This is a genomic window from Streptomyces sp. LUP47B (assembly GCF_001746295.1).
Classification (GTDB): domain Bacteria; phylum Actinomycetota; class Actinomycetes; order Streptomycetales; family Streptomycetaceae; genus Streptomyces.
This window is the reverse complement of the sequence record NZ_MJAH01000018.1, coordinates 156,354-174,006: the sequence shown is the minus strand read 5'-3', so window position 1 is coordinate 174,006 and position 17,653 is coordinate 156,354. Positions and strand designations below refer to the sequence as shown.

Sequence of the window (17,653 nt, the reverse complement as noted above, 5' to 3'; positions counted from 1 at the left end):
GGCGGCGGCCAGAGCGCGTTCGGCGTCGCGCCAGGTGGCCTGGTCGCGCAACCGCCGGACCAGCAGCCGCAGCGCCCGCCGGTAGCCCAGCCAGGCACGAACGGGTTTCGCGAACGCGTGGGCCGTGACGGCCAGTTCGCGCCGCAGACGCGCCCGGGCGGCCCGCCAGCCGCCCCACCGCATGGCCCACACGCGCAGGAGCAGGAACAGAAGCAGCGCCATGCCGGCGATGCCCAGCCACCGGAAGATGACATCACTGTTCTGACGGAACCAGACGAAGGGGTCGACGTTCCTCACTCGGTGTTCCTCACGCCTTTCCTGCCGATTGTGCCGTTTCCGCTGTGTCTCATGCCGCCGGAATCTCGCGCCGTATGGCTTCCAGCGCGTAATGGTTGCGCGACTTCACCGTGCCTTGCGGCACACCGATCAAGCGGGCGGCCTCGGCCCGGGTGCGATCGCGCAGGTGGACGTGGAAAAGCACCTCGCGGTGCTCGTGCGACAGCTGTGCCAGAGCCCGCCGGACCACCTGCCGGTTGACCACGGTGTCGGCCGGATCCCCGGCGCCGTCGGGACGGTGCAGCATGTCCTCGGGCATGGTGCCGACCGGCACGGCCCGGTCACGCCTGCGGGCGTCCACGACCAGATTGCGGGCGACCCTCATGAGCCAGGCGAGTCGGTGCTCCTCGTCGTATCCGTCGAGGTCCGTGAGCCAGGCCCGCAGCATCGTCTCCTGGACGACGTCCTCGGCGCGGTGCAGGTCACCGGAGGTGAGCCTGCTCGCGTACCGCAGCAGGCGGGCCCGGTGGCGTTCCGCAGCGGGCGGGACGGGTAAGCCGACAGGGGGGTCTTGGGACATGGTGCGCTCCAGGACGTGAGTCTCTGAAGGGAGACGCTATTTCACGTGCGACCGCTCTTCCTCCGCCAGATTCCGTAAAAAACCCGGCAAAGACAAGCAGAAAGAGCACAGATAAACCCCAGAATTCACCTTCCATACAATTAGCAATACGGGCGAGTTTCCCAAAGCAACCAAACGTCACCAGCGCCGGACACCGATGTGCCTCGAGGGCCGAGTCAGTGCGCGTCGCCGTCATCCGCCCCCAGCTCACCGAGCAAGGCCGGCAGGCCGCCCGAAAGGCCGTCACGCAAATCCGCCGCGGCGAACCGCCCCGGAGACCCACCGCACTCCCCCGGACCGGGTGGCTTTCATCCCGCGAGCGGAACTGGCACCACGAGTCAGGGCAGGCCATGCCGCCAAGATCACCGGCGGACTCACAGAAGGTTGGCCGGACGACAGCGCCCGCGACCACGGCGCGAGTGGATCGGCGGGATGCCCCGCATCAGCGACACCCATGCCCGGCCCACTGGCCAACACCGCCTTCACCGACGACGAGCACCTTGAACGCACCCTCCGGCGAGGGACTGTGCCAGATTCAGCTCCGTCCCGACCTGACCGACGGCTGCATGCCAACACCGGACTCGTCCTCACCCAGCACCCAACGACAGTGTCCGGGTTCGCTCGGGCGAGCGATTCGTCTGCCTGTCGTGGTCACTGCCGACACAACCCGACACCAACTCGTCCGGGCGTGGCCGGATCCGTGGTCCCGAGGAGGGCCGGCACAGGTGTGCCGGTGATCAGAGTGCCAGGCGGCGGATGGCGACTACCGCCGCGTCGTCGTCGAGGTGTCCGTGGACGTGGGCCAGCAGGTCGTCATGCAGGAGGCGCAGGAGTTGGTCGGGGTCGTCCTTGGTCCATTCTGGCGCGCGTTCGGTGAAGGGGTAGAAGAGTCCGTCGGCATCACGTGCTTCGATGACGCCGTCTGTGTAGAGGAGGAGCAGGTCGCCGACCTCGAACGGGAATGTCTGGACGTCGTAGGCGGCAACGCCGAAGATCCCGCCGAATCCGATCGGGAGGTGGCTGGCCTCGGGCATGAGTGGGGTGAGGTGATTTCCTCGCAGGAGGAGCGGTGGTGGGTGGCCGCAGGCGATGAGGTGGACGACCGGATCGTGGTCGGGGATGTCGAGCAGGATGGCGGTGGCGAAGTCTTCGTCGGCGTCCTGTTCTGCCTCTGGCCGCCACTGGCTGGTGTCCCAGCGAAGTGCGGCGTCCAGGTGGACGGCGAGGCGGGAAAGGGTGGCCTGCCGATGGGCGGCCGCGCGAAAGGCGCCGAGGAGCAGGGCGGCGTTGTTGATCGCGGCCAGGCCGTTGCCGCGTACATCGCCGATGAGGAGCCGTGTGCTGTGGTGGTCGGTCCGTGCGGCCGCGTACAGGTCCCCGCCCAGGTCGGCTTCTTCCTCGGCGGGGATGTACAGGCCGGCGATCCGCAGCGGGCCGGCACGGGTGGGCAGTGGCCGCAGCAGCACGCTCTGCGCCGCTTCGGCCACCGAGCGCACGCGTTGCAGCTTCTGCTCACGCCGGTCCCGGACCACGCAGAGGGTGACGCAGACGAGGGAGACGACGATCAGGGCAGCGATCTGGGCCTGGATGTTGGCGGTGGGAAGGACTCCCCTAAGGATGCCGATCAGTACCTGGGCCGTGACCGCGAGCACTCCCATCAGCGCGGTCACGCGGGCGCCGGCGAAGGCCACCGTGATCGCAGGTGCCGCCACCAGCAGCGGACCGAGGTGAATGTGCGGAGGAGCCAGCACATCGACCACGCAGACCGCGACGATCAGCCCCAGGGGGATCACTACCAGCGCGGGCGCGTGACCCGGCTGCCAGGAACGCCACACGTCCAGCCGTGATCGAAGGGCCATGACTCAAGCCTTCCACCTACCTACGAGTACGGGGATGCGCCGCTCGGAGACCGTGGACGGGGGCCATGGCTGTGCAACACGTAGTGACCGGGAACCGGGACCGGCCCCGTCAGGCCTGCTGGGGCGGCGGGTTGCCCATGGGTTGTGCGTTCTGCTCCTGTCCGGTCGTGGCGGACCAACTGGCGAGTAGCTTCAGGCCGTCCTCCGCGGCGGTTTTGGGGGGCGCGCTGTAGACGACGACGCTCAGGCCGCTTGCGTCCGGCAGGCTCATGGTCTCCTGATCGAGTTCCAGTTCGCCGACGAGCGGATGGTTGAGGCGTTTGGTGCTGTCGCGGAAGACATGCACGTCGTGCGAGCCCCACATCACGCGGAAGGCGTCGCTGCGGGTGGACAGTTCACCGATCAGGTTCGACAGCTCCCGGTCGTAGGGGTTTTTCCCCGCCTCGATGCGCAGCGCGCCCACGGCGAAGCGGGCCATGCGCTCCCAGTCGGTGTAGAACCGCCTGGCTGCGGAGTTGAAGAACGCGAACCGGGCGACGTTCGCCCCGCATGTCGGGTCGGCATACATCTCCGAGTACAGGGCCCGGCCCAACGGGTTGGCGGCCAGCGCGTCGAGGCGGTTGTTCATCACGTACGCCGGCAGCTCCGGCATGCCCTCGACGATCCGCGCCACGCTCGGCCGCACCGTCGGTCGGCTTTCCCGCCTCGGTGCCCGCGCCCCCGGCGCCGGTCCGGCAGCGCGGGCGAGGTCGTACAGGTACATGCGCTCGGTGTCGTCGAGCCGCAGGGCGTGTGCGAGGGCGTCGAGCACACTGTCGGAAACCCCTTGGAGGTTGCCGCGCTCCAGGCGCGTGTAGTACTCGACGCTCACGCCGGCGAGTGCGGCGACCTCTCCCCGGCGCAGTCCGGGCACCCGGCGCTGACCGTACGTCGGCAGACCGGCCTGCTCTGGAGTGATCTTGTCGCGTCGGGAGCGGAGGAATGCGCTGACTGCGTCCGGGGTGTCCATGAGGCCAGGGTAGGCAGGCCGCGCGACAGGTGAGGGACTCTGCCAGTACCCCTCACAGCAGGGACTCCCCCGTCACGGCCGTCTCGCGTTGCATGGTGCGTGCCCCGATCCCCCGGGGCCGACCGGTGCGAGGACGCGAGCCCCGGTCTGCAGCAGCTGAACTCTGACAGGAGACACCAGATGAGCAACCGGATCGAGACGGTGACGGAGAGCCCCGCTGATGTCGTGCGAGGGCTGTATGACGCGTTGGGCAAGGGCGATGTGCCGGGTGTGCTGGCCAAGCTCGCCCCCCAGGTGATCGTCGATGAGCCGAGCCAACTCCCCTACGGCGGCGTGCACCAGGGCCGCGAGGTGTTCGTGCAGTCGATCCTCGGCGCGATGATGGGCTACGCCGACGTCGCCATCACCGATGCCGAGGTTTTCGAGGGCCCGGCCGGCGTCGTCGGAACGCTTACCGGAACGCTCACAGCCCACACCACCGGTGAGAGGTTCCCGCTGACCATGGTCGAGATCCACCAGGTCGAGGACGGCATGGTCCGCAAGATCGACGTCTTCACCAAGAACCCCCACGAACTCGCCGCGTTCTATACGCGCGCCGAGGCGGGCACCCGCTGACCACGTCGCTCGTCGGGTCTTCCAGTGATGCCCGCTCATGTCCCGCCGCCAGAGCGAGGCGCCGACGGTCATTCTTGCAAGCGCATGAGGACCAGCGCGCTGCTGCTGCCGTTCGGAGCTCGCCGTCGACGCCCAACCGAACGGCCAGCGGGATCACTGCCACCCTTCGTGCCTTGTGACCTGCGAAAAGGAGGATGTGATACCGCTTCTCAGCCGAAGCGGCCCGCCACATAGTCCGCCGTCCGCGTGTCCTTCGGGGAGCCGAAGATGCTGTCGGTGGGGCCTGCCTCGACGATGCCTCCGGGGGTGCCTTCCTCGGCGAGGAAGAAGGCGCACTGCTGGGAGACGCGGGCGGCCTGCTGCATGTTGTGGGTGACGATCACGACCGTCACCGCCCCGGCCAGTTCCTGGATCGTCTCCTCCACCCGGCGTGTGGAGGTGGGGTCGAGCGCCGAGCACGGTTCGTCCATCAGCAGCACCCGGGGCCGTACGGCCAGCGCGCGGGCTATGCACAGGCGCTGCTGCTGGCCGCCGGAGAGTGCGCCGCCGGGCTGGCGGAGGCGGTCCCTGACTTCCTTCCACAGTCCGGCCCGGGACAGGGACTCCTCGACCAGGGCGTCTTTCTGGTGCCGGTTCGCGCGTGTTCCCGTCAGGCGCAGGCCCGCGATCACGTTGTCGTAGATCGACATGGCGGGGAACGGGTTCGGCTTCTGGAAGACCATGCCGATCCGCCGCCGGGCGTCCGTGAGCCGCCAGGTCGGGTCGTAGACGTCCTCGCCCTCGAAGAGGACCTCGCCGCCGAACCGTGCGGCCGGGATCAGCTCGTGCATGCGGTTCAGGGTGCGCAGGAACGTCGACTTGCCGCAGCCCGAGGGGCCGATGAGAGCGGTCACCCGGCCGGCGGGCATCGTCAGCGACACCCGGCTGAGCACCTGGTGGGTGCCGAACCAGGCCGACACGGAGCGGGCCTCCAGGGTGGCGGGGACGGTCGCGGGGCCGGTCGTCGGGGAGACGGGCGGCAGGGCGACCGTGTCGGTCAGGGGCTCGGCTACTTCGGTCACGTCGGACACCTCACGGGAAGCGGTCACAGCAGGTTGGGCAGGAGTTCGGTGGTGCGGGTGGCGACCTGGAGGCCCAGGACGGCGACGACCGGGGCGAACACGATCCAGGTCTGATGGCGGCCCCACCGGTGCCAGGCCCCTACGGCGGCGATGGCGGTCAGGAGGAGCGCCTGGAGCCACATGACCAGCGGCCATGGCACTCCGGAGGGTCGGGCCAGGGGTTCCTCGGAGTCCGGGAGCGTGCCGGAGCGGATGACCGCCGCGGGCGTCTGGAAGGGCGCGGAGATCAGGTCGGCGTCGACGCGCAGGACACCGGAGGGGGCGAAGCGGGGTCCGGTGGAGGTGACCAGGACGAGCCGTCCTTTCCCGGAGGCGAGCGGTGCGGGTGCGGGGTCGCCGGCCCGTCGTATGTCGCTGACCCGGTACGTCGCCTTGCCCTGGCCGGTGGTCACGGAGAACGTGTCGCCCGTGGTGAGCGAGGCGAGTCGGCCGAAGGGGCCTCCGTAGGCGGCGGCGCGGCCCATCAGGACGCTGGTGCCGGCCTGTCCGGGCAGCGGGGTGTCGCGGCGGTGGCCGGGGCCGTCGGTGAGGACGGCCGAGTCGGTGCCCTCGAGGACGACCTGGCTCATGTTCAGGCTGGGTACGTCGACCAGTCCGACCGGTGTGCCGGGGGCGAGCAGCCGGCCCTGTTGGTCGGCCTGGGCCACCGGGGCGGTGCCCAGGGCGAGTTGGTTGCGCAGTTCGTCGAACGCGGCGTGCTGTGCGGAGCGTTCCTGGGCGGCGCTGACCACCAGCAGTTGTGCGGTGATGCCGAGTAGCAGGGCGGCGAGGGCGAGCAGGCCGCCTCGGGCGAGGTGGCGGACGGCGGTGACGCTGCGGACGCGCGGAAGCGTCAGGGGTACGGCGACCGTCACGGCGGCCCGCCTCCTTCTCAGATGGTCGTGGCGGCCGGTCGGCCGGGGAGACACTGCCTCAGCTCTCTCCCCGGCCGCCGGTATCGGGGGTCAGGTGGACTTGATGGTGAAGGCGGCGCCGTTCCTGGCGTTCACCGTCGAGGAGCCCGCGTAGGAGGCGTGCAGGGTGTGGCGTCCCTTGGGGAGCTTGGGGAGGGTGATGGTCACCTTGCCGCCGCTGAGGGTGGCGGTGGCGATCACTCTGGTGCCCTCGTAGATCCGCACGGTGCCGGTGGGCGTGGTGCCGGGCGCGGTGACCTTGACGGTGACCTTGGCGTGGGCGGTGTGGCTGATGGACGTCGGCGCGGTGGTCGCGACCGACGGCGTCGCCTTGGTGATCTTCAGGGTGGCCGTTGCCGAGGACCCGTACAGCTTGGCGCTGCCGCCGTAGGACACGGTCAGGGTGTGCGTGGCGACCTTGAGGTGGTTCGACAGGCCGATGGTGACCTTGCCGGAGGCGTCCAGGTTGCCGGTGCCGAGGATGGTGGCGCCCTCCTTCACCGTGACCTTGCCGCCGGGGGCGACCGCGTGCGAGTCGGTGACGGTGACGGTGACCTTCGGGGTCTTGCCGTAGGCGGTCGTCGCCGTCGTCGCCTTGGTGCTGCTGGTGTACTTGACCGCGCCGGTCCAGATGGCCGCCGTGCCCGGGCCGTTGAGGTTGGCGGCGGTGACCTCGGCGGTGTAGGTGCCGAGGGCGAGTCCGGTGAAGGAGTACGTCGTGGTGGACGCCGGGAGGTCCTTGGTGGCGACGAGGGCGCCGTCCGCGTCCTTGAGGGTGACGCGGTAGTCGGTGACGGCCTGGGCGGGGGCGGGGCTGGGCGCCGTCCAGTTCAGCTTGAGGCTCGCGTCGCCCCGGGTGGCCTTGAGGGTGGGTGCGGCGGGCGTGCTGGTGTCCAGGCCCGAGATCTCCAGGCCGCCGACCTTGGCGTGCTTGGCCAGGTTGACGGAGCCGTTGTACGCCTCGTTCAGGAAACCGAAGTCCGCGATGACCTTCTCGGCGTTGTCCGAGGCCAGGGCCGCCTCGTGGGTGCCGCTGGTGACGAAGACGTCGTAGAGGTCCTTGTCGAAGAAGATGCCGCTCGTGTCGATCGCCCGGCTCGGGACGACGTTGTAGACGTCGCGGCCGAACGTGGAGTTCTCGTAGTAGTGGGAGACCGGGGCGAGTTCGCCGTCGACGGTGGTGACCGGGCTGGTGACGCCCCCGGTGTCGCCGGGCAGCTTGACGCCGGCCAGGTGCGCGCCGGCGGCGACTGCGGTGTCGCTGTAGTCGGGGGCGATTCCGTTGTTCTGCGCGATCCAGCTGCCCACGGAGAACGGGACGAGTGTGCCGTCCTGGGTGAGGGCGGCGTTCGCCTGGTTCTCCTGGACGGTCGGCAGGCTGGTGTCGACGGTGTTCTCGTTCAGGCCGATCGCCGCGAGGAAGAACTTGCGGGTGCCGGAGCCGCTCTGCGGGAGGACCGGGTGCACGGTCTGCCCGTTGATCTGGTGGGTGCTGCCGGCGGCGTAGACGTCGTGCAGCTGGTCGGCCGTCAGCGAGTCCAGGCCGGAGCCGCGGACCGCGATGCCGACCGCGTCCCGCGCGAACGGGATGTAGGTGAGGGCCGTGCCGGACACGCTGGGGCCGCTGGAGGAACGGGCGAAGTCGACCTGGCCCGGGATGGCCACGCCGGCGGAGTTGGGGAACTTGTCGCCGGTCAGCGACATGCTGAGCGCGGCGCGGCCGTTGCCGGAGCCGTTGGGGCGGGTGAAGGTGGGGCCGGCCGGGCGGGTCTGGACGGTGGCGGTGCCGATCGCGTCGTAGGAGGCGATGCCCGCACCGGACGTCGACTTCACGGCGGTGCCGGCGTAGCTCGTGCCGTTGACGGTGTCGCCGGCCAGGGCGTTCAGCACGTCCTGAGTGGTGTCGGAGCCCACGCCGACCAGCTGGCGGAAGGTCCCCGCGGGGGTGGGGTCGGCGTATGCCGGGCTCGCGAGAGCCATGCCGCCGGCGACCACTGCGGCGGCGACCAGGGTCGCCGTGGAGCGCGTTCTGCGCATCGAGAGTCTCCTGATGAGAGCGTGCGTGAGGTGGAGAGCAGAGTGATCTGGCAGGGTGGTACGGGCCGCCCGCCCCGACTGTCCTTCGGGGCGGGCGGCCGTCTGTGGGAAGCGCCGCCGGCTGGGGCCGGCGCTCAGGGCCGCAGCAGCTTGCGCAGCCGTTCCGGCAGGGCGAGGGCCGGTACGACGGTCACCGTGCGGCCGCCCGGGAGCGGCACCCGCAGGGGCAGACGCAGCCGGCTGCCGCCCGCGAAGGGCGCGCCCGCCGCGGCCGCCGCACCGAGGGCGGCGCCCACCGGGACGGCGTAGCGCAGGGCGTTCGCGGGGTCGGCGGGTGTCGTGCCCAGGGCGGTGGTGTGCACAGCGTCGCCTCCGTCGTACGACGCCGAGGCGGCGGGTGAGGCACTGGCACCCCCTGCCGCCGCGCCAGTGCCGCCGACGGTCGAGTCACCGCCCGAGGAACCTCCCGCGTCGCCTCCGGCGGACGAACTGTCCGAGGAGCCGCCCGAACCACCACCTGCGGACGAACTGTTCGACGAGCCGCCGCCGCTGGACTTGCCGCCCTTGTAGGCCACCAGGGCGTGCGCGGCGGCCGTGGCGCGGGCCCGCAGTTTCTCCGGCAGCGGGGCGTAGCCGGTGGGCAGCCGGCCCGGGTCGGCGCCGGTGATCTGACCGTCGCCGGCCGCGTATCGCAGCAGGGCCGCGTAGTCCTTGCGGGCGGCCGCGTCGAGGTCGGCGGGGCGGGCGGCCGCGTAGACCAGCTGGGCCAGCGGGTAGGCGGTCTTCGCCTTCGCCCCGGTGGGAGTGATCTCGGCGAGGCCCTTGCCGGAGGCGCTCGCGGCGTCGGCGGTCAGTGAGCCGGCGCTGGGCGCGGTGTACCGGCCGGCCGCGTTGCGCAGCCGGGCTGTCTGGAGGCCGTACCGGCTGGCCGAGGCCGCGTCGGTGACGGTGATGAGGAAGCGCGAGCCGACGGTCTGCGGGCCCGGGCTCTTGTATGCGGGCGGGCTGGCCAGCGGGTCCCAGGTCGACTTCCACAGGCCGTCCGCGCGGCGGGTGTGCAGTGCGCCGGAGTGCATGTCGTCGACGTACGGATGAAAGTCGATCATGCACTGCTTCTGGGTGGCACCGGTGCCCGGCGGGATCGTGCACCAGGGGTCGCTCTTCGGGAAGTCGTCCGTGCGGGACGGATCGAAGGCCGCGCCGGTCGGGTTCAGGTCCGCGTTGGTGGCGTAGTACGGGTTGACCCGCATGCCCCAGTCGTCGGACACCCCGGCGAGGAACTGCCGGGCGTCCTTGTCGGACAGGACCCACTGCCACAGCGCGCGGGCCGAGTCGGAGTGGCCCAGCGAGGTGAGCAGGTCGGTGTCGGTGGCCGGGGTCTCGGCGACCGACAGGTACGCGAACTGCGGGTTCAGCGCGATGAACTCGGGATCGGTCGCAAGGCCGGCCGGGTTGTTCTTCGCCCAGCCGTAGCCCTTGGCGGCCGTGCCGCTGAGCACGGCTCCCCAGGGGGAGTTGCGGTAGGACTCGGTGAGCAGCTTGGCGACCAGACGGGGGGTGAGATCGATGGACTCGACTTTCGTACCGGCGAGTCTCGCCACCGCGTCGGGTGCCCCGGCCCGGGGTCTGCGTTCGATGGTGAAGCCGATGACGGTTCCCGACAGGGCGACCGGGGCGTACGACGTGCTGCCCGAGGGAGCGGTGGTGCCCTCGTCGGCACCCAGCGCGCGGGTGGTGAAGGCGAGGCCGGAGGAGCCGTCGTTGGTGAGTCGGGCGCGGGCGTCGGGCTCACCGAGCTCGGTGTAGCCGTAGACCCTGCCGGACGGGCACAGCGCAGCCTGCCAGCTCGTCATGGCGTCGGCCGCCAACTCGCTGCCGGTGGTGGGGCGTTCGGCGGAGCCCAGGGCGCAGTTGGTGCCGACCGGGTTGAAGCCCAGCGGGATCGCGATCCGGTTCGCCCAGTTGGTGGAGGAGACCGGGGAGCCGGCGCTGACCTGGCTCTGGTCCGCGTACGGCTTGCCGTCGAGGTCGAGGTGGCCCTGGGGGACGATGACCAGCCAGCACCCGCGCGGCCTTGTCGTGCCGCCCGCCGTGACCGGGAGGCCGCAGCCCAGATGAGGTGCCTCGTTGGCGGTCTGCACCTCGAAGAACTCCTGGCCGGTGCCGTCGGCGCCGGTGCGGGCGAAGTCGACCTCGTTGGTGGTGTTGCGGTTGAAGTAGGGGTTGTTCTGGGTGTTGGTGGTGACGGTGGCACCGCTGACCGGCTTGAAGGGGACCTCGCCGGGGGCGTTGGGATTGCCCGCCCCGTAGCGGTTGTCCTGGCCGTAGTTGGTGGGGTCGGCGCTGTAGAAGACGCGGCGGGTGTCGTCGTAGTCGTTGCCGGGCCAGCTGCCCCGGTCGGTGGTCGGGGAGGCGCCGTACTGGCACTGGGTGCGCGAGGGGCCGGGGTTGGCCGGGACCGTGCCGTCGTCGTCGCCCCAGCACTGCATGATCTGCACGAAGTCGGTGTTGAACAAGGTGCCCGCGAAGGTGGTCGGGGTGCCTCCGGTCCAGGAGACGGTCACCGCCTGACTGGTGAGGTGAGTGGTCTGATCGACCGTGAACCTCATGTCCTTGAACTCTCCCCGCCCGGAGACGGTGACGGAGGAGGAAGCCGCGGCCGTCGCGGACGGTGCGGCCTGGGCCACCGCGAGACCGGCCAGAGCGCCCACGGCTGCGCCGGCGACCAGACGGGCCAGAACCCGGCGCATGGACTTCATCGCGACTCTCCGTCCGAGGAACGCCTGCCGGACAGGAGGCGGGACACCACGGTGGGCAGCAGGATCAGCCCGAGCACCAGGAACGCGGCGAGCAGCATCAGCGTCTGCGTACCCGTCCAGCCGGTGCGCCCCGCGACCGCGACCGGCTGCGCCAGGGCGATCGTGCCCTCGGCGGTCGTATCGCCGCCCGAAGCGCCGACGGACGTGCCGCCTGATGCGCCACCGGGGCTCAATGTCTGCCCGGTGTCGGGATCGACGGACGCTTGCGTGCCGGAGCCGGCCCCGCCGGTCGCCGTGCCGCCGCCGGTGGAACCACCGGACGTACCGGACCCGCCACCGGCCGAACCGCCGGACGTGCCCCCGGAACCGCCGTTCGAACCGGCCGACTTGGCGCCCCCGCTGCCCGTCGAACAGGGCGCTGCGCCCTTCTTGTCGCACGCCTTCGGGTACGGCGCGGTCTCGGCGAGCCTGTTGTGGCCGTCGGTGGTGAAGGTCGGGTTGTTGCACTTGCTGATGTTGATGTTCTGGGCCCGCACGCCCGGGATCCGGCGGATCTGGTCGAAGCCCGCCTGCACCAGGTTGATCGGCAGCGGCGAGTAGCCCAGGTCGGGCGCCTGCTGCTGGCCCTGGCACATGAAGTAGTAGGCGAACGCGCCGAGCGTCTTGCCCTTGGCCTCGGTGAAGGTGCCCTGCACCTTCAGCGGCAGGACCATGTACGAGTAGCTGGACAGCGGGTAGTTGCGCCGGTCGCTGTCGCGGTAGACGCCGTCGAGTTGCTGGGTGAGGTAGTCCGGCGAGCTCTTGTCCGTGTTGATCCTCGCCTTGAGCAGCGACACCGCCACGTTCTGCGGGGTCGGCTCGGTGTAGTAGCCGGCGTGGTTGAGGACCTTGGCGACGGGATAGTGCGCGTTGAGGGCGTAGGAGTAGTTGACGTAACCGATCGCGCCCTCGCCGTAGTTCTGGGCGACGTAACCCGCCACGCCCAGGTCGCCGGACTGGGCGATCATGCCGGAGACCGTCGGGTAGTACGAGGTCTGTCCGCACGCCCCCGAGCGGCCGACCTTGGCGCAGTACGCCTGCCACAGCGACTTGTGCTGGTTGGCCATCCACATCGTGAACTGGGCGGTGGAACCGGAGCCGTCGGAGCGGACCACGGGCACGATGGTGCGGTGCGGAAGCTGGAGCCCGGGGTTGTCGGCCTTGATGACGGGGTCGTCCCACGTCTTCACGGCCCCGGTGAAGATCCTGGTGACCACGTCACCGGAGAGGCGAAGGTTGGTGACCCGCTTGCCGTTGACGGTCAGGTGGTACATGAACACCGTGCCGCCGGCCACGATCGGCATGTAGGCGTACGACCCGGAGGCCGGCCGCTCCGCCGCGCTGCCGTCGGTCGGGTGGGTCTGGAACGGGATGTCCGACACCGCGAAGTCGACCGTGCCGCTGAGGAACTGGCGGCGGCCGTCGGACGATCCGGTACCGGCGTAGGAGATCCGCATCCCGTACTGGTTGACGGCCCGGCGCCACTCGTCGACGGCGTTCTCCGCCCAGGTGGACCCGGCCCCGGCGATCGGTGTGTAACTGTCGGCTGCGGCGGGACCGGCCCCTGTCCCGGCGAGGACGCCGAGCAACGCGGCCAGGATGCCCAGCCGGTGCAGGCTGGTCCTGAGGTGGCTGAGCATCAGTCGCTCTCTCCTGTGACGGGCTGGGGCGCCCCGCCGGTGGCCGGGGCGGGGTGCCCGCCACTGCCGTCCGTGCGGGATGCCTGGTCAGGTGCGGGTGGCTGCGGAGGTGTCGTCTCGTCGTCGGCGGTCGCGCCCGCGCTCGACCGGTCGGCGAGTCCGGGGCCGGAGAGCTCTCTCACCGGCTCGGGTGCGGTGTTCGGGACGGCTTCCCTGTCGGGGGCCGTCGTCGGATCGGGCTCGGGAGCGCTGTGCGGTTCGGTTTCGAACAGGGACAGCCCCGGAGCGTGCGACTCCGCGAAGCGGGCCGCGTCCCGGCGGGAGGCTCGGGCTGTTCGGCGGGACTGGCGGCGGCTCTGGTGGCCGGGGCCGTGACCGCCGATGACCCGGGCGATCGCGAAGAGGATCAGGACCAGGGCCATCAGGACCGACGCGGCGCCGAAGCCACGGGCGATCATCGTGGGCTCCGGCGACTTGACGAAGTTGAAGACGGCCAGAGGCAGGGAGACCATCGGGCCGCTGGTCGGGTCGGCGTTGAGGGCGGCCGTGAAGCCGGCGGTGAGCAGCACGGGTGAGGTCTCGCCGATGCCGCGCGCCGTGCCGAGGATGACCGCGGTGGCGAGGCCGGAGCGCGCCGTCGGCAGGACCACGTGCCACACCGTCCGCCAGCGCGGGGCTCCGAGGGCCTCCGCGGCCTCGGTCAGACTGCCGGGCACCAGGCGCAGAACCACGTCGGACGCCCGGATCACGATCGGCAGCATCATCACACTGATCGCGAAGCCCGCCGCGAGGCCCGACTTCTGCAGCCCGAGGCCGAGGATCCAGGTGGCGTACACCATGAGCCCCGCCACGATCGACGGCAGTGCGGTCATCGCCTCGACGATGGTCCGTACGAAGCGTGAGAAGCGGCCGGGAATCTGGTTGAGGTACACCGCGCAGGCCAGGCCGAGCGGGACGGTGATGGCGAGCGCGATGGCGATCATGATCAGCGTGCCGAGCATCGCGTGCGCGATGCCGCCGTGGGTGAGCGGGTCCAGCGGGCCCGCGGCCTGCATGTCCTGAGTGAAGAAGTTGCCGTGCGGCAGCGCTTCCCGGCCACGCAACGCGGTGAAGCCGACGACGAGTGCCAGCGCGCTGAAGAGCAGGCCGGCCGCGGTCCACAGGATCACCGTCATCACACGGTCGCGCACCGCCTGGCCGTTCTCCTCCAGACCGGTCAGGACGGCGTACACGATGAGGAAGGCACCGTACGCGGTGACGGCGAAGCCCAGGCCGCCGGAGAACGGCGCGATCTGCCCGAACAGCAGCACCGCGACGCACAGTCCGGACGCGGCGGCGCCGAACAGGGACAGCACCCCCGAGCGGGTGGGGCCGCCGATTCGACGCCACTGGTCAGGGAGTTGGGCGGCGGGGACGGCTTCGGACACCGGGGCGGGCGCGGCCGCGCGGTCCGCTACTGCTTCTTCTACTTCTTCTACTTCTTCTACTTCTTCTACGACAGTCATCTCATGCCTCGCTCTGCGCGCCGGACCGGGAGCGGGCCACGACGGTGGAGGCGGTGAAGTTGACCGCCAGGGTGAGCAGGAACAGCGCCAGACCGGCAGCCATCAGCGCCGACATGCCGAACGTGGAGGCGTCGCCGTAGTGCAGGGCGATGAGGGAGGAGACCGAGTTCGAGCCGGTCTGCAGGATGTGCGGCTGGATGGCGAAGACCGGCGAGATGATCAGGTAGACGGCGATCGTCTCGCCGAGCGCCCGGCCGAGCCCCAGCATCGTGCCGCCGATGATGCCCCCCTTGCCGTACGGCAGGACGACCGCGCGGATCATGCCCCACCGCGTGGCGCCGAGAGCGTAGGCGCCCTCGCGCTCGCCCGCCGGGGCCTGTGCGAAGACTTCCCGCATGACCGAGCACTGGATCGGTGCGACCATCAGCGCGACGACGATCCCGGCGACGAACGTGGAGGCGGTGTAGACGCTGTCCGAGGCGAGGGGATCACCGGGCCGGGTGCCGTCGACGGCGAACAGCGGGATCCAGCCAAGCCAGGTGGACAGCCAGCGCGACAGCCCGATCACGTGCTGCTGGAGGAAGAAGAGGCCCCAGAGTCCGTACACCACCGAGGGGACGGCCGCCATCAGGTCGACCATGGTGATGAGGGTGCGGCGCAGCCTGCGCGGGGCCACGTCGGAGATGAACAACGCGGTGGCGACCGCCAGCGGCACGGAGATCGTCACCGCCACGGCGGCGATCAGCAGGGTGCCGGTGAGTACGGCCGCGATGCCGAAGTTGTGCACATCCGGCTGCCAGGCAGCGGTCGTCAGGAAGCCGAGGCCTTTGGCACGCAGCGCCTGACCGGCCCTCAGGAGCAGGAACAGTCCAACGGCCGCCATGATGGCGAGGACCGCGATGCCCGTGGCCGTCAGCTGGTACCGGAAGATCCTGTCGCCCAAACCCCGTGCCGCGTACGGCCGCCGCGGAACCGGTCTGTCAGACTCCGGTTCGCCGGGAAACTCCACTGCGGACACCACTGCGAACCCCCAAAGAAGGACTCTCCGTGCGACTTCATGATCGAGGCACGCAGGGAGAGTCAATGGCTGGATCTTGTCGAGCCAACCCGTCGAATGCTGGACGCGGCATGAACAGTCGACGACTTTTTCGTGGGGTAGCTGTGGAGTGGGTGCGGGCGGGAGCGAGACCCTGTGTCTCATTCCCGTCGCCCGAGGGATGAAGGCCGAGTCCACCACGGATCAAAGTCCTCGCAGTCGGCGGTTGAGCCAGCCTGTGAATGGGCGACTGCCGGCTGTTCCGCCGACCGGGCCGGCAGTTCGCATTGACTGCCGTCCACGGCCGCTTGACACCACGCCGTAAAGCACCTCTTCGCCACGGCGGACGGACCTACACACGACGACGCATCAACGAGGCATGGTGGTCACTTCGCCTGAGCGAGCCAGACCGCGTCGGGACCGGCCGGGAATCGCAGCTGGCCGGTCGTGTCGTGCGCGGCTCGCCACACCGTCTCGGCGACGTCGCTCTCCTTGGTGAACAGGTCCTGGCCCGTGAAGTCGCCCATGGCCTTGTTCGCCCACGGTGCGTAGGGCGCCGGGACCAGTTCGTCCAGTGAGACGCCGTTCGTCGCGTTGGCCGCGAAGTTCGTCGTCAGGCAGGCGCCCGGCTGGACCGTCTTCGCCTGCACGCCGAAGGGCGCGAGCTCGAGCGCGAGAGAGGCGGTGAACCCCTCGATGGCCATCTTGCTCGCCTTGTAGACGGCCGAGAGCGGCATGTGGCCCAGCACCACGCTGGAGGTCACGTTGACCACCACGCCGGAGCCGCGCTCGCGGAACTGGGGCAGTACCGCCTGCGTCGTCGCCATCACGCCGAACGTGTTGGTTTCGAAGACCTCCCGCACACGGGCCATGGGAGTGCCCTCGAACACGCCGATCGATGGGACACCCGCGTTGTTGACCAGGACGTCGATGGGCCCGGCCGCCTCGAACGCGGCGGTGATGGTCTCGGGCACGGTCACGTCGAGCGCGACGACGCGGAGCCGGTCCGACTCGGGCAGGATGCCGACACGCGGCGTGCGCATCGTGGCGATGACGTTCCACCCCTGCGAGTGGAAGTAAAGAGCAGTTGCCCGCCCGTATCCGGAGGAGGCACCAGTGATCAGAACTGTCTTCATGCTGTGGCCTTTGCGATGAGGTGGGATCCGCCGACGGGCAGGCACTTTCCTGCTTCACGGAAGAGCTGTTGCTCCCATTGAATCGCTCTGACCTGCGGAGACAGTAGAACTATCCTCGCTTCCTCTTGCACGATCCTCCTCATCAGGCGCCAACCCGTTCAGGGCAGGACGCCCGCGGGGGTGCGTGCGGTGTCCCGCAGGCGGACCGCGGCCCGGCTCGGGGGTGCGCCGAACTGACGGCGGTACTCGCGGCTGAACTGCGACGGGTTGTCGTAGCCGACACGCTGGCCGACCCCGGTGACGTCTCCCGGATGGGTGGCGAGCAGCAACCGGGCCTCCTGGAGCCGGATCTGCTTCTGGAACTGGATGGGGCTCATGGCGGTCACCGCCTGAAAGTTGCGGTAGAACGCCGAGACGCTCATGCCGGACAGGCGTGCCACGTCCTCGACCCGGAAGGGCTCGGCGTAATGCTCGCGGATCCAGCGGACGGCCCGGGAGACATGGCTGAGGCCGCTGTCGGCGAGACCGAGCTGGCGCACCGACGCGCCCTGCTCGCCGGTGATCAGGCGCCACAGGATCTCGCGTTTGACCAGCGGGGCCAGTACGGCACGGTCGCGGGGTTCGTCGAGCAGGCGCAGCAGCCGGACCACCGCGTCGAGCAGCGCGGGCTCAGCGTCGCTGACGACGATCCCTGACGGCGCGCCCGCGCCGGCGCGGGGGGTGTCGCCGGGACCGGCCTGCAGCAGCAGTTCGGCGACGGCGGACGGTTCCAGCGTGAGTCCGAAGCCGAGGGCGGGCCGCTCGGGGTCGGCCCGGGTGAACTGCCCGGTGACGGGCAGGTCGACGGATGCGACCAGGTACTGCCCGGCGCCGTACTCGTAGACCCGGTCTCCCAGCGCGAGGCGTTTGGCGCCCTGGGCGATGACGGCGAGCACCGTGCCGGACATGGAGGGCGCCGGCGGATCGGACCGGTCGACCTTCGAGATCAGGACGCCGTCGATGGCCGTGGTCCAGTCCGGGCGGGCATGCCGGTCCAGCAGGGTGCGGAGCTCATCGAGGTGCATGCGTCCATTGCAGCACCATTCGCCGTTCCGGCTCCCTTAGTCGCG

At 70.3% G+C, this 17,653-nt stretch carries 13 protein-coding genes and 1 pseudogene; 1 reads left to right on the top strand and 13 read right to left on the bottom strand.

The window, feature by feature from the left end:
- The 4 genes and pseudogenes from BFN33_RS40515 to BFN33_RS40500 form a co-directional block, all read right to left on the bottom strand.
- Positions 1 to 297: pseudogene (locus BFN33_RS40515) on the bottom strand (hypothetical protein); the annotation flags it as partial.
- Between the two features lie 49 nt (positions 298 to 346).
- Positions 347 to 856, bottom strand: coding sequence for a sigma-70 family RNA polymerase sigma factor (locus tag BFN33_RS40510; protein ID WP_069765214.1), 510 nt, complete (start codon positions 854 to 856; stop codon positions 347 to 349).
- Positions 857 to 1,632: 776 nt separating this feature from the next.
- Positions 1,633 to 2,754, bottom strand: coding sequence for a PP2C family protein-serine/threonine phosphatase (locus BFN33_RS40505; protein ID WP_069765213.1), 1,122 nt, complete (start codon positions 2,752 to 2,754; stop codon positions 1,633 to 1,635).
- A gap of 109 nt (positions 2,755 to 2,863) precedes the next feature.
- A complete protein-coding gene (locus BFN33_RS40500) occupies positions 2,864 to 3,763 on the bottom strand; it encodes a helix-turn-helix transcriptional regulator (RefSeq protein ID WP_069765212.1) in 900 nt (299 codons plus the stop codon).
- Between the two features lie 180 nt (positions 3,764 to 3,943).
- Here BFN33_RS40500 and BFN33_RS40495 point away from each other — a divergent pair, with 180 nt between their 5' ends.
- Complete coding sequence (locus BFN33_RS40495; protein ID WP_069765211.1) at positions 3,944 to 4,378, top strand: nuclear transport factor 2 family protein; 435 nt, start codon at positions 3,944 to 3,946, stop codon at positions 4,376 to 4,378.
- Between the two features lie 209 nt (positions 4,379 to 4,587).
- Here the strand turns inward: BFN33_RS40495 and pstB are convergent, their stop codons facing one another.
- From pstB to BFN33_RS40450, 9 genes are all read right to left on the bottom strand, one after another.
- Complete coding sequence (gene pstB / locus BFN33_RS40490; protein WP_088245492.1) at positions 4,588 to 5,352, bottom strand: phosphate ABC transporter ATP-binding protein PstB; 765 nt, start codon at positions 5,350 to 5,352, stop codon at positions 4,588 to 4,590.
- A 110-nt stretch (positions 5,353 to 5,462) separates the two neighbouring features.
- Complete coding sequence (locus tag BFN33_RS40485; RefSeq protein ID WP_079141281.1) at positions 5,463 to 6,353, bottom strand: sortase; 891 nt, start codon at positions 6,351 to 6,353, stop codon at positions 5,463 to 5,465.
- A gap of 90 nt (positions 6,354 to 6,443) precedes the next feature.
- The gene (locus BFN33_RS40480) at positions 6,444 to 8,429 is read right to left on the bottom strand and encodes an Ig-like domain repeat protein (protein WP_069765210.1); all 1,986 of its coding nucleotides are present in this window, start codon (positions 8,427 to 8,429) and stop codon (positions 6,444 to 6,446) included.
- A 134-nt stretch (positions 8,430 to 8,563) separates the two neighbouring features.
- Complete coding sequence (locus tag BFN33_RS40475; protein WP_069765209.1) at positions 8,564 to 11,188, bottom strand: hypothetical protein; 2,625 nt, start codon at positions 11,186 to 11,188, stop codon at positions 8,564 to 8,566.
- Positions 11,185 to 12,867, bottom strand: coding sequence for a phosphate ABC transporter substrate-binding protein PstS (locus BFN33_RS55295; protein ID WP_079141280.1), 1,683 nt, complete (start codon positions 12,865 to 12,867; stop codon positions 11,185 to 11,187). The genes BFN33_RS40475 and BFN33_RS55295 overlap by 4 nt, the downstream gene beginning before the upstream one ends.
- The gene (gene pstA / locus BFN33_RS40465) at positions 12,867 to 14,372 is read right to left on the bottom strand and encodes a phosphate ABC transporter permease PstA (protein WP_079141279.1); all 1,506 of its coding nucleotides are present in this window, start codon (positions 14,370 to 14,372) and stop codon (positions 12,867 to 12,869) included. The genes BFN33_RS55295 and pstA overlap by 1 nt, the downstream gene beginning before the upstream one ends.
- 1 nt (position 14,373) lies before the next feature.
- Positions 14,374 to 15,315: a phosphate ABC transporter permease subunit PstC gene (pstC, locus tag BFN33_RS40460; RefSeq protein ID WP_088245491.1), complete on the bottom strand. Its 942-nt coding sequence runs from the start codon at positions 15,313 to 15,315 to the stop codon at positions 14,374 to 14,376.
- A 479-nt stretch (positions 15,316 to 15,794) separates the two neighbouring features.
- Positions 15,795 to 16,544, bottom strand: a complete 750-nt coding sequence (locus BFN33_RS40455) for an SDR family oxidoreductase (RefSeq protein WP_069765206.1) — start codon at positions 16,542 to 16,544, stop codon at positions 15,795 to 15,797.
- Between the two features lie 158 nt (positions 16,545 to 16,702).
- Positions 16,703 to 17,608, bottom strand: coding sequence for an AraC family transcriptional regulator (locus BFN33_RS40450; protein ID WP_069765205.1), 906 nt, complete (start codon positions 17,606 to 17,608; stop codon positions 16,703 to 16,705).
- Between the last annotated feature and the right edge of the window lie 45 nt (positions 17,609 to 17,653).